At 69.4% G+C, this 25,500-nt stretch carries 25 protein-coding genes and 1 pseudogene; 3 read left to right on the forward strand and 23 right to left on the reverse strand.

What is annotated here, in order from left to right:
- Positions 1-5: 5 nt before the first annotated feature.
- The 4 genes from ACSFA5_RS01875 to ACSFA5_RS01890 all read right to left on the reverse strand — a co-directional run bounded on the left by ACSFA5_RS01875 (position 6) and on the right by ACSFA5_RS01890 (position 3,914).
- Positions 6-1,436: an amidase gene (locus ACSFA5_RS01875; protein WP_435442305.1), complete on the reverse strand. Its 1,431-nt coding sequence runs from the start codon at positions 1,434-1,436 to the stop codon at positions 6-8.
- A complete protein-coding gene (locus tag ACSFA5_RS01880; RefSeq protein ID WP_435442306.1) occupies positions 1,433-2,002 on the reverse strand; it encodes a tripartite tricarboxylate transporter substrate-binding protein in 570 nt (189 codons plus the stop codon). Before ACSFA5_RS01880 ends, ACSFA5_RS01875 begins: the two co-directional genes overlap by 4 nt.
- 61 nt (positions 2,003-2,063) lie before the next feature.
- On the reverse strand, positions 2,064-2,864 hold the full coding sequence (locus ACSFA5_RS01885) for a class II aldolase/adducin family protein (RefSeq protein ID WP_435442307.1): 801 nt from the start codon (positions 2,862-2,864) through the stop codon (positions 2,064-2,066).
- A 162-nt stretch (positions 2,865-3,026) separates the two neighbouring features.
- The gene (locus ACSFA5_RS01890) at positions 3,027-3,914 is read right to left on the reverse strand and encodes a LysR family transcriptional regulator (RefSeq protein WP_435442308.1); all 888 of its coding nucleotides are present in this window, start codon (positions 3,912-3,914) and stop codon (positions 3,027-3,029) included.
- A gap of 128 nt (positions 3,915-4,042) precedes the next feature.
- Here ACSFA5_RS01890 and ACSFA5_RS01895 point away from each other — a divergent pair, with 128 nt between their 5' ends.
- Positions 4,043-5,443 (forward strand): MFS transporter, encoded by a 1,401-nt coding sequence (locus tag ACSFA5_RS01895; RefSeq protein WP_435442309.1) that lies wholly within the window; start codon positions 4,043-4,045, stop codon positions 5,441-5,443.
- Positions 5,440-6,048 carry an FMN-dependent NADH-azoreductase gene (locus tag ACSFA5_RS01900; protein ID WP_435442310.1) on the forward strand — a complete coding sequence of 203 codons (609 nt, stop codon included), beginning with the start codon at positions 5,440-5,442 and terminating at the stop codon, positions 6,046-6,048. Before ACSFA5_RS01895 ends, ACSFA5_RS01900 begins: the two co-directional genes overlap by 4 nt.
- Positions 6,049-6,136: 88 nt before the next feature.
- On the opposite strand, the gene ACSFA5_RS01905 is transcribed toward ACSFA5_RS01900, so the two are convergent.
- The 6 genes from ACSFA5_RS01905 to ACSFA5_RS01930 all read right to left on the reverse strand — a co-directional run bounded on the left by ACSFA5_RS01905 (position 6,137) and on the right by ACSFA5_RS01930 (position 11,717).
- A complete protein-coding gene (locus ACSFA5_RS01905) occupies positions 6,137-6,679 on the reverse strand; it encodes a nuclear transport factor 2 family protein (RefSeq protein ID WP_435442311.1) in 543 nt (180 codons plus the stop codon).
- Between the two features lie 108 nt (positions 6,680-6,787).
- Positions 6,788-7,912, reverse strand: coding sequence for a sensor histidine kinase (locus tag ACSFA5_RS01910; RefSeq protein ID WP_435442312.1), 1,125 nt, complete (start codon positions 7,910-7,912; stop codon positions 6,788-6,790).
- The gene (locus ACSFA5_RS01915) at positions 7,909-8,625 is read right to left on the reverse strand and encodes a response regulator transcription factor (protein ID WP_435442313.1); all 717 of its coding nucleotides are present in this window, start codon (positions 8,623-8,625) and stop codon (positions 7,909-7,911) included. Before ACSFA5_RS01915 ends, ACSFA5_RS01910 begins: the two co-directional genes overlap by 4 nt.
- Positions 8,622-10,112: an amidase gene (locus tag ACSFA5_RS01920; RefSeq protein ID WP_435442314.1), complete on the reverse strand. Its 1,491-nt coding sequence runs from the start codon at positions 10,110-10,112 to the stop codon at positions 8,622-8,624. The genes ACSFA5_RS01915 and ACSFA5_RS01920 overlap by 4 nt, the downstream gene beginning before the upstream one ends.
- Positions 10,113-10,119: 7 nt before the next feature.
- The gene (locus tag ACSFA5_RS01925; protein WP_435442315.1) at positions 10,120-10,941 is read right to left on the reverse strand and encodes a transporter substrate-binding domain-containing protein; all 822 of its coding nucleotides are present in this window, start codon (positions 10,939-10,941) and stop codon (positions 10,120-10,122) included.
- Complete coding sequence (locus tag ACSFA5_RS01930; RefSeq protein ID WP_435442316.1) at positions 10,938-11,717, reverse strand: GntR family transcriptional regulator; 780 nt, start codon at positions 11,715-11,717, stop codon at positions 10,938-10,940. Before ACSFA5_RS01930 ends, ACSFA5_RS01925 begins: the two co-directional genes overlap by 4 nt.
- 374 nt (positions 11,718-12,091) lie before the next feature.
- Between ACSFA5_RS01930 and ACSFA5_RS01935 the strand changes: the two genes are divergently transcribed.
- On the forward strand, positions 12,092-12,355 hold the full coding sequence (locus ACSFA5_RS01935; protein WP_435442317.1) for a hypothetical protein: 264 nt from the start codon (positions 12,092-12,094) through the stop codon (positions 12,353-12,355).
- A 49-nt stretch (positions 12,356-12,404) separates the two neighbouring features.
- Here the strand turns inward: ACSFA5_RS01935 and ACSFA5_RS01940 are convergent, their stop codons facing one another.
- The 13 genes and pseudogenes from ACSFA5_RS01940 to ACSFA5_RS02000 all read right to left on the reverse strand — a co-directional run bounded on the left by ACSFA5_RS01940 (position 12,405) and on the right by ACSFA5_RS02000 (position 25,500).
- On the reverse strand, positions 12,405-12,677 hold the full coding sequence (locus tag ACSFA5_RS01940; protein WP_435442318.1) for a helix-turn-helix transcriptional regulator: 273 nt from the start codon (positions 12,675-12,677) through the stop codon (positions 12,405-12,407).
- A gap of 67 nt (positions 12,678-12,744) precedes the next feature.
- A complete protein-coding gene (locus tag ACSFA5_RS01945; RefSeq protein ID WP_435442319.1) occupies positions 12,745-12,960 on the reverse strand; it encodes a TOBE domain-containing protein in 216 nt (71 codons plus the stop codon).
- A 190-nt stretch (positions 12,961-13,150) separates the two neighbouring features.
- On the reverse strand, positions 13,151-14,332 hold the full coding sequence (locus ACSFA5_RS01950; RefSeq protein ID WP_435442320.1) for a CMD domain-containing protein: 1,182 nt from the start codon (positions 14,330-14,332) through the stop codon (positions 13,151-13,153).
- Positions 14,325-15,647: an acyl-CoA thioester hydrolase/BAAT C-terminal domain-containing protein gene (locus tag ACSFA5_RS01955; protein ID WP_435442321.1), complete on the reverse strand. Its 1,323-nt coding sequence runs from the start codon at positions 15,645-15,647 to the stop codon at positions 14,325-14,327. Before ACSFA5_RS01955 ends, ACSFA5_RS01950 begins: the two co-directional genes overlap by 8 nt.
- 4 nt (positions 15,648-15,651) lie before the next feature.
- Complete coding sequence (locus tag ACSFA5_RS01960; RefSeq protein ID WP_435442322.1) at positions 15,652-17,217, reverse strand: ABC transporter substrate-binding protein; 1,566 nt, start codon at positions 17,215-17,217, stop codon at positions 15,652-15,654.
- A 44-nt stretch (positions 17,218-17,261) separates the two neighbouring features.
- Positions 17,262-18,281 carry an ABC transporter ATP-binding protein gene (locus ACSFA5_RS01965; RefSeq protein ID WP_435442980.1) on the reverse strand — a complete coding sequence of 340 codons (1,020 nt, stop codon included), beginning with the start codon at positions 18,279-18,281 and terminating at the stop codon, positions 17,262-17,264.
- A 54-nt stretch (positions 18,282-18,335) separates the two neighbouring features.
- A pseudogene (locus ACSFA5_RS01970) lies at positions 18,336-19,325 on the reverse strand (ABC transporter ATP-binding protein); the annotation flags it as partial.
- Positions 19,322-20,221 carry an ABC transporter permease gene (locus ACSFA5_RS01975; protein ID WP_435442323.1) on the reverse strand — a complete coding sequence of 300 codons (900 nt, stop codon included), beginning with the start codon at positions 20,219-20,221 and terminating at the stop codon, positions 19,322-19,324. The pseudogene ACSFA5_RS01970 and the gene ACSFA5_RS01975, both read right to left, overlap by 4 nt.
- Positions 20,218-21,192: an ABC transporter permease gene (locus ACSFA5_RS01980; RefSeq protein ID WP_435442324.1), complete on the reverse strand. Its 975-nt coding sequence runs from the start codon at positions 21,190-21,192 to the stop codon at positions 20,218-20,220. Before ACSFA5_RS01980 ends, ACSFA5_RS01975 begins: the two co-directional genes overlap by 4 nt.
- Positions 21,189-22,679, reverse strand: coding sequence for a SidA/IucD/PvdA family monooxygenase (locus tag ACSFA5_RS01985; RefSeq protein WP_435442325.1), 1,491 nt, complete (start codon positions 22,677-22,679; stop codon positions 21,189-21,191). The genes ACSFA5_RS01980 and ACSFA5_RS01985 overlap by 4 nt, the downstream gene beginning before the upstream one ends.
- Positions 22,680-22,692: 13 nt before the next feature.
- Positions 22,693-23,703 (reverse strand): LysR family transcriptional regulator, encoded by a 1,011-nt coding sequence (locus tag ACSFA5_RS01990; RefSeq protein WP_435442326.1) that lies wholly within the window; start codon positions 23,701-23,703, stop codon positions 22,693-22,695.
- Between the two features lie 202 nt (positions 23,704-23,905).
- On the reverse strand, positions 23,906-24,466 hold the full coding sequence (locus ACSFA5_RS01995; RefSeq protein WP_435442327.1) for a VOC family protein: 561 nt from the start codon (positions 24,464-24,466) through the stop codon (positions 23,906-23,908).
- A gap of 35 nt (positions 24,467-24,501) precedes the next feature.
- Positions 24,502-25,500, reverse strand: a complete 999-nt coding sequence (locus tag ACSFA5_RS02000; protein WP_435442328.1) for a zinc-dependent alcohol dehydrogenase family protein — start codon at positions 25,498-25,500, stop codon at positions 24,502-24,504.

Below are 25,500 nucleotides of genomic sequence, written 5' to 3' on the forward strand. Positions count from 1 at the left end.
ACGGATCAGGAAACGAAAGCTGGCACGGGACGCGCGCGGTGGTGCGTCGTCTCCCGCTGGAAGGCCGCCCCCAGGCGCAGCAGCAAGTGCTCGTTGAAGGGTGCGGCCACCAGCTGCACCGACACCGGCAGGCCTTCGGCGCTGAAACCACCGGGCAAGGCGATGGCGCACAGGCCGTAGTACCCCACGAAGCGGGTCATGCGGCTGGGCGCGGGGTCGTTTTCGTCGAGCGTGGCCAGTGCCGGGGCGCAGACCGGCACCGTCGGCAGCAGCAGAACGTCCAGCTGGCCGAAGATCTTCTGGAACTCGTGGCTGCGCCTCTGCCGCGCCAGAAGCGCATCGCGGTACTGCGCTGCCCCGATGTGCGCGCCCCGCCGAATCCGCGCGCGCGAAGCCGCGTCGCCGGGCGCGGCGCACCGGCTCAGCGCTTCGCCGTGGCGCGCATGGGCCTCCGCGGAAATGATGGCACCGGAGGCTTCCTGGTCCGCCGCCAGGTCGAACGCCGGCAGCGCACCGCCGGCCTCCACGCATCCGAGCGACCGGAGCACCTCGCAGGCGGCTTCGACGGCCTGCCGCACCGGGGCGGCCGTGCCTTCGCCCAGCGTCTGCGCGAGCAGGGCGAAGCGCACGCCGGCCACGCCACTGTCGAGGCCGCGAAGAAAGTCCTCCCGCACGGTGCCCAGCGTTGTCGCATCGCGCGGGTCCGGCCCGTGCATCGCATGCAGCAGGTGCGCCGCATCCTCTGCGGTCCACGCCATCGGGCCCACGGTGTCCAGGGTTTCGCTGAGCAGGTCCACGCCATGGCGGCTCACGCGGCCGGCCGTGGTCTTGAGCCCGGTCAGTCCGCAGAACGCCGACGGAATGCGCACCGAGCCGCCGGTGTCGGTGCCGATGGCGCCGGCCGCCAGCCCCGCCGCCACCGCCACGGCGGACCCGCTGCTGCTGCCGCCGGGCGCGCGGTGCACGGCGGCGTCCCAGGGGTTGCGCGGCGTGCCCATGCCCTGGTTCGTGCCCCAGCCGCCGTAGGCCAGTTCGACCATCTGGGTCTTGCCGAGCAGGATGGCGCCGGCTTCCTGCAGGCGCAAGGCGACGGTGGCCGAATGGTCCAGGGGCGGCCTGTGGTCGTGGATCGACGAGCCGGCGCGGGTCAACCGGCCGCGCACGTGCAACAGATCCTTGAGCGCAAGCGGAATGCCGTCGAGCGCACCCCACGGCTGGCCCGCGTGCAGGCGGCACTCACTGGCCCGGGCCTGCCGCAATGCGTCTTCGAACCAGACCTCCACATAGGCGTGCAGCGACGGGTCCAGCCTGGCGATCCGGGCCAGGTACGCCTCCATCGCTTCCACCGGCGACAGCACGCGCCGGCGAAAGGCGTCCGCCAGCTCGCACAGCGACATCTCGCAAAGGTCTGTGCCCGAGGCCTGTCGCATGCTCATTCGGACAGCTTGAGCCCGCGCGACTTGACCAGCGCCGCGGTCCTGGCGATCTCGTCGGCGATGAACTGGCGCGAGCCGTCCACGTCGAGCTTCATCGCATCGATGCCCAGGTCCTGGAAGCCCTTGACCACCGCCGGATCGGCCAGGGCATAGGCAACGGCCGACGCCATGCGCTCCACCGCGGGTTGCGGCGTCCTGGCCTCGAGCAGCAGCCCCTGCCACAGGAAGTACTCGAACCCCGGCAGGCCGGACTCGGCGATCGGCGGCACCTCCGGCGCCAGGCGGATGCGCTGCTTGCCGCTCACGCCCAGCAGCGTCAGCTTGTCGGGCCCGAAGCCGATCAGGTCGCTGTCGACCACCACCGTCTGCTTGAGGTAGTCGGCCATGGGGCACGAGATCAGCCGCGCGACCACGTCGGTCTGGCTGCCGGGGGTGAACGGCACGATGATGCGCACCGGCCGGCCGCCGCCGACCTGCGCGAATGCTGCGGGAACCGCCTGCAGGGCGAGTGCCGCTGCACCCAGTGTCAGCAGGAGTCGGCGTTGTAGTGGCGATGGCTTTTGCATGGGGAGCGCTCAGGGCAGTGCGTGGATGGAGAAAGGTGGGCCGAAGTGGGCGGGTGCCGCTTCAATCGAACAGGTCGGGATCGCTGCGGCAGACCGCGTCGTAGATCGGCTGGAAATGCAGCCACGCGGAGAACGGCGTGCCCAGGTGGGTGGACGAGTGCATCGCGGCTTCGGGGCTGATGAGCTTGAGCGGATGCCCGGTCGCCTCGGCCTTGAGCTGGATCTCGCAGGCACGCTCGGCGGCAATGAACCACCACACCGCTTCGTCCACGCTGTCGCGGCCCGCGGAAAAAAGCCCGTGGTTCTGGTGAATGACGATCTTGTTCTGGCCGAACACCGCGGCCACCTCCTGCCCGGCGTCGCGCTCCACCACCACGGCCCCGGCCTGCTCGGTGATCAGCGCATGGTCGCTGTAGAAGCTGGCCGCCGTCTGGGTGATCGGGTCGAGCCTGCGGCCCAGCGCGGCCCATGCCATGCCGTTGGTGGTGTGGGCGTGGCAGGACGCCAGCACATGCGGGTTGGCCTCGTGGATGGCGGCGTGCAGCACGAAGCCCGCGCGGTTCACCGCCCAGGCGCCCTCGCGCACCGTGCCCGTGTGATCGACCAGCAGCAGGTCCGAGACCTTCACGCGGCCGAAATCCATGGCGAAGGGGTTGGTCCAGTAGAGGTTGGTGTGCTCCGGGTCCCGCACCGTGATGTGGCCGGCAAAGCCGTACTCGTAGCGAAAGCGCGCGAAGACCCGGCAGGCCGCGGCCAGCCGCTGCTTGCGGTGCAGGCGCTCCTCGGCCAGCGTGGCGAAGGTGGGCGGCTGCGGAAAATGCAGGCCGGCTTGTTCGGGTTCGTAGACAGAGCGCTTCTTCATCGGCAGTTCCTTGACGTCGGGGACCTCCCCGCGGACGGCAAAGTGTCGTGTCCGGGTGCGCCTGCACGCCAATCAAAAAACAGCGGCCAGCCATAAGCCCGGCTGATGGCCGGTGTTCGAAAGCTGCGAAAAAATTGCCGGCGGGTGACCCGCCTCGAACGCTCAGCGCTGCGTGAAGGCGCTGCGCAGCTGCGCGAGGAAGTGCTCCAGCATGCGCGAGCGCGGTGCGGTCTTGTGCAGCAGGAGCAGCGTTTCCAGCTCGATGCGCGGCAGCAGCGGCCGTGCCACCAGCCCGGGCAGCGGCAGCGCGTCGAGCAGCTCCAGCTCCACCAGCGCGACGCCGGCGCCCTGGTAGGCCAGCGCCATGCCGGTGATCGACAGGCCGACCTGCACCGCGATGTTCGGCAGCACGCCCGCCTCATGGAACGCGCGGTCGATGTAGGGGCGCATCAGCGCCTGCGGCAGGTAGGTGATGAGCGGGTGGTCGGCCAGCTCGCGCACATGCACTTCGGCGCGCGACGCGAGCGGATGGTCGCTGCGCATGACGCAGCCGATCTCGTTGTGGCCCAGCACCTCGGCGCTGACCTCGGGGTGCATCACCGGCGCATAGGCGATGCCGATCTCCGCCTCGCGGTTGGCGACCCGGTCCAGCACCAGCGGGGACGCCAGCGCCTGCAGCGAGATCTGCGTGCCCGGTCGCTCGGCCAGCAGGTCGGCCACCAGGCGCGCGAGGCGGCCGTTGGCGATGGGCGACGACGCCGCGATCGACAGCGTGCCCAGGCGCCCGCCCGCCAGGTCCTGCGTGAGCCGCTCGATGGCCTCCAGCCTGCCGAAGATGCCGGCCACGTCGGGCATCAGCGCGTGGGCCTCGGGCGTGGGCTGCAGCCTGCCGCCCGTGCGGTCGAAGAGCTTCATCCGCAGGCGGCTCTCCAGGTGCTTGAGCACGCTGCTGATCGCGGGCTGCGTGACGTTGAGCATGCGCGCGGCGCCGGTGACCGAGCCGGTGCGCATGATGGCGTGGAAGACCTCGATGTGCTTGAGATTGATCAAGGTCGCTGCCGTGAAAAGGCAAGGGGCATAAGCTGGCTTTATGGCTTGCGATGATCTTCTGAATATGCCGCGGCGCCGGTGCTGCCTAGACTTTCCGCCATCACGACAAGTACACCGAAAAGGCTCTCATGGCGCACCTCATTGCAGCGAATTCAAGTCCGGGCGAGGCCGAGCGATCGGTACGCACGGTGGCCATGGCGAGCTTCATCGGCACGGCCATCGAATGGTACGACTTCTTTCTCTACGGCATTGCGTCGGCGGTGGTTTTCAGCAAGTTGTTCTTTCCGAACTACGACCCGATGGTCGGCACGCTGATCTCGTTCGCCACCTTCGCGGTGGGGTACCTCGCGCGGCCGTTCGGCGGCGCGTTCTTCGGTCACATCGGGGACCGCGTCGGGCGCAAGTCGGTGCTGGTGGCCACCCTGCTCATCATGGGCGTGGCAACCACGCTGGTGGGCCTCTTGCCGACCTACGCGCAGATCGGCATCTGGGCGCCCATCGCGCTGCTGGTGCTGCGGCTCGCGCAAGGCATCGCCGTCGGCGGCGAATGGGGCGGTGCGGTGCTGATGGCCGTGGAGCATGCGCCCGCCGGCAAGCGCGGGCTGTACGGCAGCGCCGCCCACATGGGCGCGCCGGCGGGCCTGATCCTGTCCACCGGCACCTTCGCGGCCTTTGCGCTGCTGCCGCATGACGCGTTCATGGACTGGGGCTGGCGCATTCCGTTCCTGCTCAGCGTGGTGCTGCTGTGCGTGGGCCTGTTCATCCGGCTGAAGATCACCGAGTCACCCGCGTTCGAGAAGATGAAGGCGCAAGGCGGCGCGGCGCGCCAGCCGGTGATGGAGGTGCTGCGCCGTCCGGGCAACATCATTCGCGTGGCGCTGCTGCGTTGCATCGACGGCGTGGGCTCCAGCACCTACTCGTTCTTCGGCGCAACCTATGCCGTGGGGCACCTGGGCTTTTCCACCAGCACCAGCGTGCTGGGCAACGTGATCGGCGGTGCCGTCGGGCTCATCTCCGTGCCGGTGGCGGCGCGGCTGTCCGACAGGTTCGGCCGAAAGCGCGTGTACATGGCGTACGTGGCCTTTGCCATCGTCATCGTGTTTCCGGCCATCTGGCTGATCAACACCGGCATTCCCGGCATGTTCTGGCTTGCGATGGCGCTGGGCCTCGGCATTGCCAACTACGGCCAGTACGGCTCGGTGTCCGCGTACTTCGCCGAACTGTTCGACACCAAGGTGCGCTATTCGGGCGCCTCCATCGGCTACCAGCTGGGCGGCGCCGTCTTCAACGGCACCGCGCCGCTGATTGCCACCGGCCTCATGGCGTGGGCGGATTCGCTGTGGCCCATCGGCGTGTTCATCGCGCTGGCCGGCATCGTGAGCCTGGTCACTGCAAGCCTGACGCCGGAGACCTACCGCAAGGACCTGACGGCGCAGGGCACCTCGCGGGACACCTTGCGCAACACCTCGCCCGACGCGGGTGGCATGCCACCGACTTCCTTTTCAACCTCCCCCGAAAGCAGGCCATGAAGCTCCTTCACCTCGATTCCAGCGTGCTGGGCCCCGCGTCCGTGAGCCGCCAGCTCTCGGCCGAAATCGTCGCGCGCCAGAAAGTCCTGCACCCGGGCATCGCGGTGACCTATCGCGACCTGGCGGCCGACCCGGTACTGCATCTTTCCGCCGCCCACATGGCCGTGTTGCAGGGCGGCGCACAGCCGGACGCCGCCATTGACGCCGACCTGCGCAAAGGCAGTGCCTACCTGGAAGAGCTGTTCGCCTCGGACATCCTGGTGGTCGGCACGCCCATGTACAACCTGACGATCCCCACCCCGCTCAAGGCATGGATCGACCGCATCGCGCTGGCCGGCAAGACCTTCCGCTACACCGCGAACGGCCCGCAAGGCCTGCTGCACCAGAAGAAGGCCTTCATCGCATCCTCGCGGGGTGGCGTCTATTCGGCGGGAAGCCCCGCGGCGGCGCTCGAGCACCAGGAAACCTACCTCGTCGGGCTGCTCGCATTCCTCGGAATCACCGACGTGACGGTCGTGCGGGCGGAAGGCATCGCCTTCGGTCCGGAGGCCCGCCAAGCCGCCGTCGGCCAGGCGCTCGCGCAGATCGCGGCCCTGACCGCCTGACGCGCGCGCTCGATGGGCAGGCCGGCGCGCTGCTCGACAAGGACGGCCCCTCGTGCTGCACAACATCGTCAAGCAGCCTTGAGAAGGCTCAGAACATCGTGTTGCCGTGAGGCATCTTTTCGGGAACCGGCTGCATCACGTCCCAGTGCTCGACGATCTTGCCGTTCTCCAGGCGAAAGATATCGACGATGGCTGTGGCAGGCGCACCCGGCTGCGGCTCCGAGCGCACGTGCAGAACGACCAGATCGCCTTCCACGACGACGCGCTGGACCACGGCCTTGAGCCCCGGGTTGGCCTTTTGCAAGTACCCGCCGATGAAGCCCTTCAGGCCCTCGACACCGTCCGGCGACCGCGGGTTGTGCTGGATGTAGCGGGGCCCGATGAACGCCAGCGCCGCGCCGATGTCCTTCTGGTTGATGGCCGCCTCGTAGAAGGCAAGCACCACCTGCTTGTTGGACGTCTCCTGCGGCGTCAGTGCATGCGCCGGTGCGGATGCGAGAGCGAACAGGCCGACGAGCACGGCAGAGAAAGTGGACCGGCGCCAGATCGTCGATCGATGGTCTGCGGATGGGGTCTCGAAGTCGGACACAGGCGGCACGGCCTGGTGTGGTGGAAGTCGCTGCATGTCCATGGGCGGGAAGAGAGAGAAGTGAAAAATCCATCTTCCGGCGCGAATGTGTCCACCGCGTACCCGAATCATGTCGAAGCGGACACACAAGCCCATCGACCACCGCCGCCTTCACTGCCGCGCGAAGACCACCTCGGCGCGCAGGCCGCCCTCCGGCCGGTTGCTCAGCACCACCTGCGCGCCCTGCCTGAGCGCCAGCTCGCGCGCGATGTGCAGGCCGAGGCCGGTGCCGCCCGTGTCGCGGTTGCGCGACGGCTCCACCCGGAAAAAGGGCTCGAACACCGTCTCCAGATGCGCCGGCGGAATGCCCGGCCCGCGGTCGTCCACCACGATGCGGATCTGGTGCGGTGCGGTGTGCACGGACAGCTCCGCCGCCCCCGCGTAGCGCACTGCATTGCCCACCAGGTTGCCGATCACCCGGCGCAGCGCCGCGGGCTCGGCACGCACCACCTCGGCAGTGCCGCCGTGCGATTCCCCCGCCACGCGCACCGCCTGCCCCTGCTCCGCCATGTCGTCGGCCAGCGACTGCACCAGGGCCGCCACGTCGGTGTCCTGCAAGGCCTCGGGCGTACCGAGCACATCGCCGCGGAACACACCGAGCACCGTGTCGATCAGCCGGTCCATCTCGCGGATGTCGTCGACGGCGCGCTCCCGCAGGGCCGGGTTCGACGCGCCGTCCATCGCGTCCAGCCGCATGCGCAGCCGGGTGAGCGGCGTACGAAGGTCGTGCGACATGGCCGCGACCATCAAGTCCCGGGTCCTGAACTGCTCATGCAGCCGGCGCGCCATCGCGTTGAACACCCGCGCGGCATCGCGGACCTCGCGCGTGCCGCCGCTGTCGTCGAGCACCGCGGGTCTTCGTCCGCCGGTCACCGAGTGGCCCAGCGACTGCGATGCGGCGACCAGGTCGCGCATGGGCTTCGACAACCACCGCGAACCGAGCCAGGCCGCCAGCGCGATGACGGCGATGCGAAGGCCGTAGTCGAGCAGCAGGCCCTGCAGCGGCAGGACGGCGCCCTCAAAGGGGGCGGCGTCTTGCGCGGCACGCGCGTCCGGAACGCCCGGCGTGGGCGGCAAGCTCGGCAAGGCGGAGGCCGCGCCGAACGACGAAGCGCGGTCCGACGGCACATAGATGGCGTGCACGCTCAGGTAGCCCGCCAGGTGGCTCACGACCAGCGCGACCCACATCAGGAGAAACAGCCGCTTGGCCAACGTGTCGCGCAGCATCGCCTTCATGGCCGCACCTGTGCGTCGAACAGATAGCCTTCGCCGCGCAGCGTGCGGATGAGGCTGGGGCCCTGCGCGGATTTCGCGGATTGCGCGAGCTTCTGGCGCAGGCGCGAGACGGCGAGATCGACGCTGCGGTCGTTCACCTCCACGCCCGGCGCCCGGGTGAGGTCGATGAGCTGGTCGCGCGTGAGCACGCGGCCCGGCCGATCGACGAAGGCCGACAGCAGGCGGAACTCGGCCTGCGACAGCGACACCAGCACGCCCTTGGGCGAGGTCAGTTCGCGCCGGACCCGGTCGAAGCGCCAGCCGTCGAAGGCGGCGCTGTGCGCGGCGGCCGGCCTCAACGGCTGCCCTGCCTTGCGCACACGGCGCAGAACGGCATGGATGCGCGCCACCAGCTCACGCGGCTCGAAAGGCTTGCCCAGGTAGTCGTCGGCGCCGGTTTCCAGGCCCAGCACGCGGCTGGCGGGGTCGCCGTGCGCGGTCAGCATGATCACCGGCACGTCGTGGCGCTGCTGGATCCAGCGGCACAGCGCCAGGCCGTTCTCGTCCGGCAGCATCAGGTCGAGCACCACCACGTCGAAGGCTGCCGCGGCCATGCGGGCGCGGGTTTCGCGGCCGTCTGCGGCCGCCGAGACCGTCATGCCGAAGCGCTGCAGCAGGGCCTGCAGCGCGTCGCGGATTTCAGGGTCGTCGTCGACGACCAGGCAATGAGTCATGGCACGCCCTCAGGGTGAGCTGGAGAGAACGGGAGCAGCGGGAGCGCCGGTCGGGCGAGCGCCCCGGCCCCAGGTAGCCCAAGTAGCCCAGGGCCGACAGCGTGAAGCACAGGATCGAGCACTTCGCATGCCTGTGCCATGGCGAGCAGGCGTGCATCGCTGCCACGCGGGCCCACCAGCTGGAACGCCACCGGCAAGCCGTCGATCGTTCCGCATGGCAACGTGATGGCCGGCAGCCCTGCCGCATTGACGAAAGGCGTGAAGACCGCGTCTGCGCGCGGCCCCACGGGCATGTCGTCGATCCGCTGCGGATGCGGCTCGTCGGCCGGCCATGGCAGGGCGGCCGTGGCCGGCGTCAGGATGAAATCATTGCGGTCAAACACGTCGGCAAGCGCCTGCCGCAGCCGCGGCATCGCCTCGGCCAGCTCGAACAACGCCGTGGCCGACAACGCATGACCGTCCCGGTAGAGCGCCCGCGCGGCATCGCCGCAAAGAGGGAGCAGCGCTTCGAGGTTCTCGCGCGGAAACAGGTCCGGCCAGTCGTCCGCCTTGTCGAGCATCCAGGCCAGCCCGGTGGCGGAGAGCCGGGGCCACAACGCATGGACCTGTTCGGCCCATTCGGCGCCGGCGTCTTCGGTGACGAGGTGCCCCATCTCGCCCAGCCGCGTGGCAACGCGGCGCGTGGCGGCGATCAGGCGCTTGTCCACCGGCCGTGCGCCGAGTCGCGGCAGGAACAGCAGCCGTGCGGCCGGTTCGCACGCGGCATCGAGCGCACGCGCACAGAGGGTGGCCAGCAGCAGCCGCAGATCGGCCACATTGCGCGCCAGGCCGCCCACCACTTCATGCCCCAGAAAGAGATCCGGCAGGCCGTCGGCGCGCGGCACCAGCCCGGCGGACGGCTTGAACCCGACGACGCCGCAATAGGCGGCCGGTCTGCGAATCGAGCCACCGCCATCCGTGGCCACGGCCAGCGGCGCGTAGCCTGCCGCCACGGACGTCGCGGCACCACCGGAAGAACCCCCGGGCGTGAGCCGCGTGTTCCACGGGTTGTGCGTCACGCCGGTGAGCGCGCTCATGGTGAAGCCCTGCAAGGCGAATTCCGGCAGGCTGGTCTTGCCCAGCACGACCAGTCCCACTTGCCGGCAACGCGCCACCGGCAACTCGTCGAGCGGCCGAGGCGCGCGCGACAGGAGCCGGCTGCCCCAGCGTGTCGGCAGGCCTGCCGCATGGAGGTTGTCCTTGAGGGTGAGCGGTACGCCATCCAGGGGACCCAAGGGCTGGCGATCTCGCCATCGCTCGGCGCTGGCCCGCGCGGCAGCAAGAGCGCCTGGCGCATCCACGCATGCCATGGCATGCAGGTGCGGTTCACATCGTTCGATGCGCTCCAGGCAGTCCTGCACGGCGTGAACGGGAGAGAAGGCGCCGTCGCGGTAGCCCTCCGCGAGGGCGCGGGCCGTGAGGCGCCACAGCGCTGGAGCCTTGGTCATGGAGGGCTTACTGCGGCAGCTCGCCGGCCGGCTTGCCCAGCCACTTGACGGAGAGCTTGTCTGTCTCGCCGCTCTTGCGTGCCTGCATGATGATGTCGTTGACCTTTTGGCGCAGCGCCTCCTCGCCCTTGGCCACGCCGACGAAATTGGGGGAGTCCTTGAGGCCGAACTTGTAGTCGATGCCCGTCTGCGGATTGCGCGTCGTGATGCTGGCCGCCGTGGCGATGCTGGTGGCGATCAGTTGCGTCTGGCTGGAGACGTAGGCCGACACGGTGCCGGCGTTGTCCTCGAAGCGGCGAACCTCGGCGCCAGCGGGTGCCACCTTGGTCAGCTCCTGGTCGTCCACAGAGCCGCGCGTCACCGCAATGGTCTTGCCGGCCAGGTCCGCGGGCACCTTGACCGCCGTGGCCTTCGGGCCGAACACGCTGATGAAGAACGGCGAATACGCAACGGTGAAGTCGATCACTTTCTCGCGCTCGGGATTCTTGCCGAGGGTGGAGATCACCAGGTCGACCTTTTTTGTCTGCAGGTAGGCGATGCGGTTGGCCGTGCTCACCGGCACCAGCTCGACCTTGACGCCGAGCTTCTCGGCGATGTAGCTGGCCATGTCGATGTCCAGGCCGCGCGGCTGCATGTCGGCGCCCACCGAACCATAGGGCGGAAAGTCGGTCGGAATGGCGATCTTGATGAGCTTGGACTGCATGACCTTGTCAAGCGCGGACTGCGCCTGGGCGGTGCCTGCAAACGCCGTGAGTGCGGCGGCGGCGAACAGGCTGATGCGCACGACGTGCCGTGCAGGCATGCGGCGGATGTAGCGAGAAGAGGTCATGAGAGCTTTCCGGTAAGGGTGGAGAGAGTGCGGGCGCGTTTGGGACTGCTTGGCGAGCGCGCGGGCATCGCGCGTTCGCAAGGCGGGGTGGTTGTCGAGGCAATCGGCTGAACCGGCTTCAGCGCCTGGCGCAACTGGTCGAGCGGGTCGTCGGAACTCGCGGGCACGCGCAGCTTGCTGTCCCAGCTGCCAAGGTGTTCGCCCAGGCGCTGTTCGGCCAGGACGATGTCGCCCGCCTCCAGCGCCTCGACGATCTGGGTGTGCTCGGCACAGGAGCGCGTGGCCTCGCGCTGCGACTGGTGGCGCATGGCCACCAGCATCGTTCTGGCTGTCAGGTCGCGCAGCGCTTCGGACAGCATTGCGTTGCCCAGGCAGTCGGCCAGGCACACATGGAAGTCGCCCAGCAGAAAGCTGCGCAAGCCGGCATCGTCGTCCCGAATGGATTCCGCTTGCCGCTCGACATGCGCGCGCAGGCGCTTCACCATGGCCGGCGAGACTGCCTTGATGCGGCGCAGCACGGAGGTCTCGATCACCTCGCGCGCCTCGAAGGCCTGGCGCGCCTGCTCCGCCGTCAGTTCGACGACATACCAGCCGCGACGCGCACTCGACGCGACCAGGCCACGCACGGCCAATTCAGTGAGCGCTTCGCGAACGACGGTACGGCTGCAGTCGAACAACGTCGCCAGCGGTTGTTCGCCAAGCCGGTCGCCGGCACCCAGCTTGCCGGCCAATACGGAATGAAGGATGCGTTGCGCGATCTCGGATGAACTTGCCATGCTTCATGCCAAGCACAACCTGTGCCACTGGTATTCAAGTCTGCTCTGTTCTGGTATTCCAGATTCATGACATCTGATATGCACAAAACCAGGGCGGCGCGCGCCGGGATCGTGCGCGACGCACAAGTTGGTACATCCGATTCGAACGTCATGAGCTGCCAACCGGCCCTCCGGACGGCTTTGAATCTCGCGGCAGGGCGGGTGTTTACCCTGATCCAGACCCACCGCCTTCAACTTGCGCAATCGGCTGCCGATACATGGGCAGGCATTCGCATTTCCACCGCCCGTCTCAGCTTGCTCGCGGTCCCATTCGCTCGTGCCACAAATGTGCAACGCCAGCCCGGTACATTGCCTGCGAAAGCATAAAAAGCCCCATGTCATCTCGCGTCTGGTCAGAAACTATCTACATCGCCCCCGGCAACCCGGACTGCCGCGTCTACGCGATGCCATACCCCATGCGTCCCGACCAGCGACCTTCGGACATGCCCTTGAAGGAACAAATGGACTGGCGCGAGGTGGCCAAGCTGGACCGTGGATGGGACCTGGTCTACATCGAGCCGGCATACGCCCACCTGGCCGCGAACCTTGTCGGCCGCCTGAGCGGTTCGCACTTCCAGGTCACCCGTCACGCTGATTGACCGGCGAGCTTGCCGCGCGCTCGTGCCCTGCGGCCTTGATCGCCGGCGGCTAGCGGCTGAAGTTCGACAAATCGATGCGCCGTATGAGGCGCTGCTGCTCGATGTGCTCGCAGCGAAGAAACAGGCCCGTCACGCTGAGCCCGAACGCCTGCGCGAGCTTGCGCACCGTGACGAGCGAGACGATCACCTTCGCTCTTTCGATCTCTCCCAGGTAGGAGCGATTGAGGTCCGACAGCGCTGCCAGCTGTTCCTGCGACCAGTCGCGCTCGGTGCGCAATTGACGTATGGACACGCCGAAACTCTCCACGAGGGTGTCGCTCATCGGTGCGGCGTGCGGACGAGCCCGCCGAGAAAACGGACCCGAACCCGGTTGCCATCCTGCATGTCCCTCAGAGCTTGGCGATCGACACTTCGGTGGCCTTGACCAAGGCGATCACATCGGAGCCGACCTTCAACTGGAGCTCGTCGATCGAGCGCGTGGTGATGGCCGAGGACACGATGCCCCAGGCGGTTTCCACGTCGACTTCCGAAAGCACCTCGCCGCGGTTGATGGCGCGGACCTTGCCCTTGAACTGATTGCGAACGTTGATGGCTTGAATGGTCATGGGGGCCTTCCTTGGGGCTGGATGAACTGGATGCGCAGCGACGCGGCACGAAACCCGGATTCTGGGTCTGCATGCCGAGAGCGAGAACGACCGAGTTCCCGCTTCCATATCTGGAAAACGTCTAAGCGACGCGTTCCACCATTGCCCCCCGGTGACTGCACGCACGCGATCGCGCTGCAGCCGCGCCCGTTCAGCCGCGCGCAGGAAACACCGGCTCGCCCAGGTTCAGCATCAGCCGGTTGGCCCACGCGAAGATCGCCACCGCATGCACGGTGTCCAGGATTTCGAGCGGGGTGAGACCGGCGGCGCGCACGGCATGCAGATGCGCCGCGCCGAAGCCGCCCGGCTCGCGCGTGAGCGCGATCGACAGTTGCACGATGGCGCGTTCCCGTGCCGTGGTGCCGGCCGTGTCCGGGTCGGTAAAGACCTGCGCGATCACGTCGTTGCGCCGCGCGAGCTGCTCGAAGCGCTGCGCGTGCACCGAGGCGCAGTACACGCAGCCGTTGACGCGCGACACCACCGCGCTGGCCAGCTCGCGCTCTGCACGCGACAGGCCGCCCGGCGCGTACATGATCGCGTTGAACACCGTGGCGCGCTCCTGCAGGATGCGCGGCTGGTGCACCAGCAGCAGGTAGTAGTCGGAGCTGCGCGCCTTCGGATGGCTGCTGTCGAGCACCCGCACCTGCTCGGCCGAGGCCTGCGTCAGGTCGATCACCGGCAACCAGGCCTTCCAGCCCAGCGTCTCGCTGGTGTAGCCGTCGATGCGCAGCGGCTCGCCCGGTGGCGGCAGCGTGGCCGGGTGAACGAAAGGCGCCGCATTTTCTTCCACGCCCGGCACAGCGCTGTCGCCGCCCAGCGCGGCCAGCGCCTGCAGGCCCGCGACCACGCGCACCTGGTACGCCACGAAGGCGATCAGCTGCGCCAGCGCCACGACCTCGGGCGTCGACAGCCCGGCGGCGGGCAGCTTCAGCAGCGCTTCGCGGTCGCCCTCGACCGGACGATCGGTGAGCGTGCGCGTGAACGCGAGCATTGCCTGCAGGCGCGGGTCGCCGCCGAGCGATTCGACCGGTGCACCGTCGGCGGCCGCCTGCTGCGCCGCACTCAGCGGCGCCAGCGCATCGAGCCGCGCGCGGTAGTGCGCCTGCAGCGCGGCGCTGCCCGCGCTGCGCGCGATGGCATGGGCGGCCAGCAGCCGCTCGGCCAGCGGCGGGCCCGACAGCTGCAGGTCGAACAGGGCTTCGTAGCTGCCCTGCGTAGCCGCCACCACCTTGTCGCGCTGGTGGCGCACCGCGTGGGCGGCGCTGCCGGCGGCCAGCGGCACGGCCGCATCGACAAGGTCGGCGGTGGCTGAAGAAAGATGCGGATCAGTCATGGTGGGTGTCTCCGGAGGATGCGTTGCGTGCGGCCACGGCCTGCTGCAGGAAGCGCAGCACGCCCTGCCAGGAGGCCTCGTCCGCATGCGCGTTGTTCGCGGGCGTGCCGCCCGAGGTGCTGCGCCGGCCCGACACCGGATGCGCATAGCCGAGCTGCGTGGTCGGCACATAAGGAAACAGGATCGAATGGCCGGCGCCCTCGAAATCGAGGTGCTCCACCGCGTGCGGATGCGCGAACTGCGCAAGACGTCCGGTCACCATGCGGCTGTAAAGGCTGGAGGGCCACGAGCCGTCGTCGGTGGCGGACAGCAGCAGCACCGGGCCGCGGATCCGCTCGACCTGGATGCGCGCGCGCTCCACGGCCTCGGGGTCCTGCAGCGCGGTCAGCAGCGCGTCGGCATGGCGGCGCGGCTCCGGGCCTTCGTCCCAGGGCGCCCAGGTGGCGGTGCGGTTGTGCGCCCACACATGCGGCAGCGGCTGCCCCCGGAAGATCCAGGCCGGGCCCTCGCGGCCGAGCGCCGGGTCGCAGGCGTTCTGCGCGCAGTGCACCACGGCGCCGGGCACGTAGCCGACCACGGCCGAGACCGATTCCGGAAACAGCGTGCCCAGCAGCAGCACCAGCTCGCCGCCGCGCGACTGGCCGCTCAGCGCGACGAAGCCCTGTGCCGGCTGCAACGTGCGATGCAGCCAGGCCAACGCGGTCTCGAAGTATTCGAGCCTGGTGTTCGAGATGTAGTCCGACAGGCCCGGCGCCTTGAAGTACGCGAGCGCGAAGGCTGCATAGCCGTGCGAGGCGTACAGCGCGGCGCGCGGCTCGTTGATGCCGCCGCCGGAGCCGTTCAGGATCATCACGGCCGGATGCGGCCCCGGTCCCGCGGGCAGGTAGAGCGTGCCGACCAGGCCTTCTTCGCGCACCTCGCGGCGCGTCACGCCCTCCCCCGCCAGGCGCTGCACGAAGCCGCCATGCGCTTCGGCCGCATCACCATGGCGGCGCACCGTGATGTCGGTGCGCAGCGCGGCGCCCGGCTCGGCGCCGAACTGCTCGCGCGCGCCCGGCGTGTCGGGCACCTGCGACCAGACCAGGCCCATCGCCGACACGCCCTCGTAGCTGCCCGCGAGCGGCGCGTCGCGTTGCAGGTCGACCGTGCCCTGCGCATCGGCCGCGAAACGCGCCGATGCGCGCCATGGCACGCCCGCACCGCGCACCGTGATGCTCGCAACCTCGATCTGCTCGCCCGGCGCCAGCCCTTCGACCGCGATACGCCGCGGCACGTCGATCAGCGCGTCTTGCGGCGTGATGCTCAGCACGTGCACGCCCTCACTTGAGCCTGGTGACCTGCATCGCCGTCGTGCGGTCGCTCAGCAGCGGCTCGACCTTCAGTCCCTTCTTCGCGGCCCAGATGTTCTGGTAGTGGTACAGCGGGATCTGGCCCACGTCGTCGGTCACCAGCTTGGCGGCGTGGCGGAAGATGGTTTCGCGGCGCTTGGCGTCGAATTCGACGGTGGCGGCGTCCAGCGCCTTGTCGACCGACTCGTTGCTGTAGCGGCCCCAGTTGTTGGAGCCGCGGCCGCGCCTGGCGTCGGGCGTGGTCAGGGTCTGCAGCAGGCCGTAGCCGGCCTCGCCGGTGCCGTTGCCCCAGGCGATCACGCTGACCGCGAAGTCGTTCTTGTTGGCGCGGCTCGAGTACACGGCCCACGGCACCACCTCGACCTTGGTCTTCACGCCGATGCGGGTCCAGAACTGCGCCACGGCCTGCACCGTCTCGGGCGCCTGCGGGTAGCGGTCGCCCGGCACGTGGATCGCAATCTGGAAGCCCTGCGGAAAACCGGCCTCGGCCAGCAGCTTCTTCGCCTGCTCGGGGTTGTAGGCGATGTCCTTGACGTCGGGGTTGTAGCCGAAGCTGCCCTTGGGCATCCACTGGTTGGCTTCGGTCACGGTGCCCTGCAGCACGCGGTCGACGATGGCCTTGCGGTTGATCGACAGCGACAGCGCCTGGCGCACCTTGACGTCGAGCAGCGGGTTCTTGTCCAGCGGCTTGCCCGCGTTGTCGGTGATGAACTCGTTGGGGCCGGGCTTGAAGCTCGGCTGCAGCAGCAGCACGCGCAGGCCAGGGTACGTGTACACACTGACCTTCGGGTCCTTGCGCAGCTTCTCGACGTCGGTGACGGCCACCTTGTCGATCACGTCCACGTCGCCCGCCAGCAGCGCCGCGGTGCGCGCCGCGCCGTTGTTGATGAAGCGGTAGTTCACCTTCTCCCACGCCGCCTTCGGACCGTAGTAGCCGGGGTTGCGCTCGAACACCGTGCGGTCGCCCGGCACGTAGGAGACGAACTTGTAGGGGCCCGTGCCGACCACGGCGCGGCCCGCGTTGTAGTCCTCGGTCTTGGACTTCTCGCCCACGTGCTTGCTCACGATGTAGATCGACGAGATCTCCAGCGGCAGCATCGGGTTGGGCGTGTTGGTCTTGATGATGAGCGTGGCCGGGTCCTTGGCCGTGGCCGACTCGACCGTGCGCAGCGCACCCGAATACGAGGCCACGCTGCCCGGCACGTTGCGCGCGCGCTGGAACGAATACACGATGTCATCGGCCGTGAACGGCGTGCCGTCCTGCCACTTGATGTCGGTGCGCAGCTTGAACTCCCAGGTCTTGTCGTCGAGCGTCTTCCAGCTCGATGCCAGCGCGGGCTCCAGCTTGCCGCCGTCGCGCGAGTTGACGACGGAGTCCCAGAAATGCAGCGCGAGCGAACGGTCGCCCGCGTGGTTGTTGAGCTGCGGGTCGACCGAGGAGATCGGGTCGGCGAAGCCGATGGAGAGGGTCTGGGCCGAGGCACCGACGCCGGTGGCGAGCAGCGCGGCGGCAACGATGGGAAGCAGGCGGTTCATGAAGATCCTTTGGCGAATGCGGTAAGCGGTAAAGGCGGAGAAAGTCAGTTCGTGTCGTACAGATGGCAGGCCGTGGCATGCCGGATCGCGATGCCGCGCAGCTGCGGCACCTCGGTGCGGCAGCGCGGCATCGCCTGCGGACATCGCGGATGAAAGTGGCAGCCCGAAGGCGGCGCGATCGGGCTCGGAATCTCTCCCCGAATGGCGCTGAAGGTGGTGCGCCGCGCGTCGATGCTCGGAATCTCGGCCAGCAGCGCCTGCGTGTACGGATGGGCGGGCCGTGCGAACAGCTCGGCCACCGGCGCGCTTTCCACCACGCGGCCCAGGTACATCACGACCACGCGGTCGCACAGGTGCTCGATCACGCCCAGGTCGTGGCTGATGAACAGATAGGCCAGCCCGAGCTGGTCGCGCAGGTCCATGAAGAGGTTGAGGATCTGTGCCTGGATCGACACGTCCAGCGCGGCCACCGCCTCGTCGCACACCAGCATCGACGGCTGCACCGCTAGCGCGCGCGCAATGCCGATGCGCTGGCGCTGGCCGCCGCTGAACTGGTGCGGGTAGCGATGGCGCAGCGCGGGGTCGAGCCCGGCGCGCCGCAGCTGGGCGCACACGTAGTCGTCCTGCCCGGCGGCATCGGTCAGCCCGTGCAGCAGCGCGGCCTCGCCCACGATGCGCGAGACGCGCAGGCGCGGGTTCAGGCTCGCATACGGGTCCTGGAACACCATCTGGATGCGCAGCCGCGCCGCGAGCTGCTCCTCGGCCGACAGGCTCGCCACCGGCTTGCCGCCGACGACCACCTCGCCCTCGGTCGGCGTGAGCAGGCCCGCGGCAATGCGGCCCAGCGTCGACTTGCCGCAGCCCGATTCGCCGACCAGCCCGACCACCTCGCCGGGCCGCACCGACAGGTCGACACCGTCCACCGCGTGCGTGACCACCGGCGGCTTGCTCAGGCCGATGCTGCGCAGCGTGCGGCCCACCGCGCCGGGCGGCGGCGTGGCGCCGAAGCGCTGCGCGACCTGTCGCAGGTCGATCAGCGGCACATCCTGTTCCTGCGCCGGCACGCGCGTCGTTGCGGGCAACGCGACCGGCACCGCAGGCGCGAGCTTGCCGCGCTGCGGATGAAAGCAGCGCACCTCGTGCCACGGCGCATCGTGCCGGGGGCGCGACACCTCGGGCCGCTGCTCGCAGGCGGCGTCCGCGTGCGGGCAGCGCGGCGCAAAGGCGCAGCCGGCCGGCATGTCGAGCAGGCTCGGCGTCATGCCCTGGATCTGCCGCAGCCGCGCGCCGCGTGCGTTGGCGCTCGGCAGGCTGTCGATCAGACCGCGTGTGTACGGATGCTGAGGATGGTCGAGCACGTCGGCCACCGTGCCGTGTTCGACGATGCGCCCGGCATACATCACGGCAATTTCGTCGGCCAGGCTCGCCACCACCGAGAGGTCGTGGCTGATCCAGATCAGCGAGGTGCCGGTCTCGCGCACCAGCTTCTGCACTTCCGAGAGGATCTGCGCCTGGATCGTCACGTCCAGCGCCGTGGTGGGCTCGTCCGCGATGATCAGGTCGGGTCCGTGCAGCATCGCGATGGCGATCGCCACGCGCTGGCGCATGCCGCCCGACAGCTGGTGCGGGTACGCGCGCAGCCGCTCCTCGGGGCTCGAGATGCCCATGCGCCCCAGCGTGTCGCGCGCATGGCGGCGTGCTTCTTCGGTGGACACGCGCCGGTGCGCCTTCACCGCCTCGATCATCTGCGTGTCGACGCGCAGCACCGGGTTGAGCGTGGCCATCGGGTCCTGGAAGATCATCGCGATGCGGTTGCCGCGCAGCTCGCGCCGCTCGGTGGCCGGCAGCTGCGTGAGCTCGCGGCCCTGGAACAGCACCTGCCCGCCCTCGACCCGTCCGGGCGCGTCGACCAGGCCCATGATCGAGAAGCCGGTCACCGACTTGCCCGAGCCCGACTCGCCCACCAGCCCCAGCACCTTGCCGCGCCCGAGGGTGAACGACACGCCGTCGACCACCGGCAGCACGCCGGCGCGGGTGTGGAAGCGCGTTTGCAGGTTGCGCACTTCGAGCGTCGGCACCACAAGGTCTTGCACAGGAACGGCGCTCATTTCTGCAACCTCGGGTTCAGCACGTCGCGCAACTGGTCGCCCACCAGGTTGATCGCGACGATGGCGGCCAGCAGGGCGACGCCGGGGAAGAAGCTGATCCAGTACTCGTTGGACAGCAGGTACTGGTAGCCGTTGGAGATCAGCAGCCCGAGCGAGGGCTCGGTGATCGGCACGCCCAGCCCCAGGAACGACAGCGTCGCCTCCAGCGTGATGGCGCGCGCGATCTGCAGCGCGCCGATCACCAGCAGCGGCGGCAGGCAGTTCGGCAGGATGTGGCCGGTGACGATGCGCCAGCGCGGAATGCCCTGCCCCTGCGCCGCGTCCACGTACTCGCGGCGCGCCTCGACCAGTGCCTGGCCGCGCGCGGTGCGCGCGTAGTAGGCCCACTCGAGCAGCACCAGCGTGAGCATCACGTTGCCCACGCCCTTGCCGACGTAGGCCAGGATCATCAGCGCCATCAGGATGGTCGGGAACGACAGCAGCAGGTCGACCAGCCGCATCAGCAGCGCGTCGACCTTGCCGCCCGCATAGGCCGCCACCAGCCCGACCAGCGTGCCGACCACCGCGGCGATGAGCGCCGAGCCCACGCCCACCGTCAGGCTGATGCGCAGCCCGTAGACGATGGCCGAGTACAGGTCGCGGCCCTGCCCGTCGGTGCCGAGCCAGTAGGTGTAGCCGCCCTCGCTGCTGTGCGAGCCCGGCGGCAGGCGCGCGTCGAGCACGTCGAGCTGCAGCAGATCGTAGGGGTTCTGCGGCGTGATCCAGGGCGCGAGCAGCGCGGCCAGCACCACGACGGCGAGCAGCACCAGCCCCCCGACGGCGATGCGCGAACGCAGGAAGTCGGCGGCCACGCGCCACCAGATCGAGCGTTCGTCGTAGCTTTTCAATGCGTTCATTTCGCGCCTTCCAGTCGCACGCGCGGGTCGAGCAATTTGTAGAGCAGGTCGACGACGAGGTTCAGCGTCACGAAAATCACCACCACCACCATCAGGTAGGCCACCACCACAGGCCGGTCGAGCGAGTTGATGCTGTCCAGAATCAGCTTGCCCGCCCCCGGCCAGGCGAAGATGGTCTCGGTGACCACCGCATAGGCGATGGTCGCGCCCAGCTCCAGCCCCAGCACCGTGACCAGCGGAATCATGGTGTTGCGCAGCACATGCATCAGCACCACGCGCGTGGGCGTGAGGCCCTTGGCGCGCGCGAACTTCACGTAGTCCTGCGGCAGCACCTCGCGCACCCCGGCCCGCGTGAGCCGCAGCACCAGCGAGATCTTGAACAGCGCCAGGTTGAACGCCGGCAGCAGCAGGTGCTGCCAGCCGTCGAGCGTGAGCCAGGACCACTGCACGCCGAACAGCTCGCGCGTGGCGCCGCGCCCGCTGGCGGGCAGCCAGCCGAGCTGCACGCTGAACACCATGATGAGCATCAGCGCGACCCAGAAAGCCGGCAGCGAGAAGCCGACGATGCTGGTCGCCATCAGCGTGCGCGACACCGGATGCTCGGGCTTCATGCCTGCAAAGAGCCCCAGCGGCACGCCCACCACGATGGCCATCAGCAGCGCCGCGAAGGCCAGCTCCATCGTTGCGGGCAGGCGCTGCAGGATGAGGCGCACCGCGTCCTCCTGGTAGACGAAGCTGCGGCCCAGGCTGCCGTGCAGCGCGCCGTCCACGAAGGCCAGGTACTGGCGCCACAGCGGCTGGTCGAGCCCGAGCCGGGCGATGGCGGCAAGGCGCTCCTGCTGGTTCATGTCCTCGCCGATCAGGATGTCGATCGGGTTGCCGATGGCATGCAGGCCGACGAAGACGATCAGCGTCATCGCCACCACCACGAGCAGCGCCTGCAGCAGCCGGCGCAGCAGCCAGCCGGTCATGGCGAACCCTCCTGGTACGGCGGCAGCGCCGAGGGCGTCCATTCGTCGCCGTCGAGCTCGGGCTCGGCATAGCACTGCATGGCGGCGAAGTGTCGCTCGGCATCCTCGCTCAGCAGCTTCGCGGCGAGGCCGCGCGCCAGGCGTTGCGCGCCGTCGGTGATCTGCGGAATGTCGCCGGCCGCGGCACCGTGCGAGAGCGAGGCCGCATAGTTGAAACAATGCACGCGCTCCAGGCCCGGGCAGGCGCCGGGCGTCTTCGGCTGGAACTCGAAGAGGGGCCCGAGGTCCGGCGATTCCGCGAGTTCGCTGTCCGCCGTGCCTTCGGGCGGCGTGAAGCGGTCCTGCCACACGCGCACTTGCGAGGAGAAGGCCGCGAACTCGGGCCGCAGCGCCCAGTCGGTGCGAAAGCCCGTGCTGAACACCACGAAGTCCGCCGCCAGCGGGCCCTTGGCGGTGTCCAGGCGCAGCGCGCCGTCGGCACGCTGCGCCACGCCCAGCACCGGCGTGCCGAGCTGGAAATGCGCGTTCGCATGGCGCGACACGCGCAGCGTGCTGCCGTGCGGCGGCGGCACCTGCTGCACGTTGATGTAGTGGCGCATGCGCCATTTCCACTCGTCCGGCAGTTGCCAGAAACCGTGGACCATGCCCGGGTTGCCCGCGCCCTTGCCCTTGTTGACGCGCGGCAGGTCGGCGCGGCGGATCAGCAGATCGACGCGCGCGGCGCCGGCCTCCAGCGCGGTCGCGGCAGCGTCCATCGCAGAGGCGCCGCCGCCGACCACCGCAACGCGCTTTCCACGCAGGCTCGCGGCGTCCCAGCGTTCCGACGAATGCGCCCAGCGGTCGCGCGGCAGCGAAGCCGCCCAGTCGGGCACCCAGGCGCCGCCCAGGCCGTCGCGGCCGGTCGCGAGCACCACATGGCGCGCCTGCACGCTGTACGGCTTGCCGCCGGCAGCGAGGTCGGCCAGGTCGAGCTGCACCACGCCGTCGGCGCGCGGCAGCACCGCCGTCACCTGCTGGTCGTTGCGCACGTCGAGGCCGAGCACATGGCGGTACCAGCGCAGGTACTCGGCCCACTGCAGGCGCGGGATCTTGTCGAGCGCGTCCCAGGCCGCAAGGCCCCGTTGCGCCTCGAACCAGGCGCGAAAGGTCAGCGCCGGCAGCCCGAGCGCGGGGCCGGTGAGCTCCTTGGGCGAGCGCAGCGTCTCCATGCGCGCGGTGGTGGCCCAGGGGCCTTCGAAGCCGGCGGGCGACCGGTCGTAGATGCGGGCGTGCAGGCCCAGGTGCGTGAGCGTGGCCAGCAGCGCCAGGCCCGCCATGCCGCCGCCCACGACGGTCACGTCCAGCAGCACCTCGCCTTGCGCCGGGTTCGACGGCACCCAGCGTCTGGCCGGCAGGCCGAGCCACGACAGGTCTTGCCGCAGGCGTGCCTCGAGCGCGGCCAGGCCGATGGGCGCGGCCGTGATGGGTTGTTCGGTGGGGGCGTTCATCGCAGGGGTTTTTTCAGGAAGGGCTGTCGTCGCCGGCCACGGCATCGCCGTCGCCGGGATCGTCATGGTCGGTGCCGTACAGGGTGCGCAGCAGCGCGGCATGGGCCGACGCGTCGTGCTGCACGAAATGCGGCAGCGCACGGGCGGCGGCCAGCAGCGCGTCGATCAGCGCGCGCACCGGCGGCGTGATCGGCTTGGCCTGCGGCGTGACCACGCCGAAGACGAAGGGAATGTTCGTGTCGAGCGGCCGCACGGCCAGGCCTTCGAGCGGCGCGCCGCAGGCGGTCAGCGGCTCCAGCACCGCCACGCCCAGGCCGGCGCGCGCCAGCGCCTGCGCATTGACCGAGGAGTTGGTCTCGATCAGCGCTTCCCTGCGCGCCGGGCTGTGGCCGGCACGTGCCAGCGTCGCGTCGAGCCGGTGGCGCAGGCGGAAAGGGTTGCTCATGGTGATCAGGCGGCGCTGCGCCAGCGCCGCCAGCGGAACCACCGCGTGCGCGGCGAGCGGGTCGTCATGCGGCAGCACCGCCACGCACGGCATCTCGCCGATCCAGTGCACCTCGAGGCCACGATGCTCCAGCGGCAGGCTGCTTGCGCCGAGCTGCACCGCGCCGCTGAGCACGGCGTGCACGACCTGTTCGGGCGAAGCACTGCGCAACTGGATGGGCACGGCGCCGGCCTGCGCCTCCACGCGCCGCAGCGCCTGCGGAAGGAGCCCGAGCGCCAGCGCGGAGGTGGCCGCCAGCAACAGCGGCTGCGCATTGCCGCGCGCGATCTCGGCCGCGCGCAGGTGAATCTGCTGGAGGCTGCCCAGCGCGCGGTCGACATCCTCATAGAGCAGGAAGCCCTGATCGGTGGGCGTCACGCGCGGGCCGTGGCGGGTGAAAAGCGCATAGCCGATCTCGGCTTCCAGTTCCTGCACCAGGCGGGAGACCGCAGGCTGTGAACGCGACAGCAGCCGCGCCGCGCCCGTGACGCTGCCGGTCGACATGACCGCAGCGAAGGCCTCAAGCTGCCGGAGTTCCATGGGGCTCAGTATCCATTTTCATGATCATCGGGCATTGATCATGTAAATTGCAAATACTTCCTCCTCATAAGCTTAGCCAGGGGTCGTCTAAGTGGGCGCAATGCGCATCGAGCACGGACTGAGCGACGTGCAGGGGAACGGCGACGAGCCTGCCGCCTGCGTCGCCTCCCGCCGAACAGGCGTCGCGGTGACGATGCGCAATTCAACCGCCCGGCGTTCGCAGCGCCGCGCTGCGTTGTGCGAAACGCGCGGCCCATTCTTCGGCCGGCATGAAGCTCGGATCGGATCTGACGACACCTTCGGTCTGCGCCCAGATCGCCTCGTCGGTCTCCTCCAAATCGAGCGGATCGCCGTGGGGCTGGCTCACATACCACGGTGTGTCGAGGTAGACCTCGACCGTGTTGTCCTCCGGGTCCATGCAGTAGATGGAGAGCGCGTTGCCGTGGTTCAGCCCGCGCATCTTCGTCGCGCCGAAGGACAGTGCGCGCCGGCGCGCCTCGCGCAGATGATCGATGGTCCTGATCTTGAACGACAGCTGCATCACGGTGCTGGGCGCATCGGCCCCGCGGCCCCCGGCCAGCACCAGCTGGTGGTGCTGGTCGTCGCGCCCGCTCAGGAACACGAGCTCGTAGCGAAAGGTGCCGCCGACGCCGCGGTCTGTTTCCTGCATGTCGAACACGCCGGTATAGAAGCGCTTCATCACGGCCAGGTCTCGGCAGAAGATGCCGCAGTGCGACAGGTTGGGTATGTAGGGTTCGTTCACGACGGCCTCTGCGGGTTCGGTGAAGGGGGTGGTGTTCAGGGAATCAAAACGAGCTTGCCGAGCGCGCCGCCACGGTCGAGCAGTTCGTGCGCGTGCCGTGCCTCGGCCAGCGGCATGCGGGTGGCACGCGGCGCGCGCACCTTGCCTGCCGCCATCAGGGCGATGGCCTCCTCCATCAATCCGCGACGCTGCGCGATGTCGCTGTCGACGGTGTGGATCGAAAAAGTGCGGATCGCCAGGCTCTTGCCCAGCAGCTTGCGCAGTTCGTCGAAGACATCGCTGGCGGGCGGACCCGAGAGGATGTTGTAGGAGACCGCCATGCCGAAGGGCGCGAGCGACCGCAGGCAGGCGATGAACAACGCCCCGCCGACGTGGTCGAACGCCAGGTCGGCGCCGCGCCCGCCGGTCAGCGCCATCACGCGCTCGGGCAGCGTGGCCGGGTCTGCGCCGATGACCTCGCTCGCGCCGTTCTCCAGCGCGAAGGCGCGTTTCTCGTCGGACGAAGCCGTGCCGATCACGCGCAGCCCGCGCGCACGCGCGACCTGTGCCAGCGCGGTCGCCACGCCGCCCGCCGCGCCGGGCAGCAGGACAGTCTGCGCCGGCAGGTTGCCGTTGCTTGCCAGCAAGGCGATGGCGAGCTGGAAGTTGCCCAGGCTCACGGCGTCCTCGAAGCCGAGCGCCGCCGGCAGCACGAAGGGTGCCGCTTCGCTCACGCAGATGCATTCGGCGTAGCAGCCGCCGCGCTGCGCGAGTTCGCGCGCGCTCACGAGCACGCGGTCGCCGACCGCGAGCCGCGTGACGCCGGTGCCGATGGCATCGACCGTTCCCGCCATCTCGTTGCCGGGAATGGCCGGCAGCGGCGGCATCCACTTGTAGGTGCCGTTGCGGATGAGCACGTCGGGCCCACCCGCGCCGATGGCGGCGGCCTTCACGCGCACCTGCCCCGGGCCGGGCGCGGGCAAGGGCACCTCGACCAGCCGAAGCACTTCGGGGCCGCCCGTTTCGGACAGCTGCACGGCGCGCATGGTGTTCAT

The sequence above is a fragment of the Variovorax monticola genome (assembly GCF_051216855.1).
In the GTDB taxonomy this organism is placed as follows: Bacteria; Pseudomonadota; Gammaproteobacteria; order Burkholderiales; family Burkholderiaceae_C; genus Variovorax.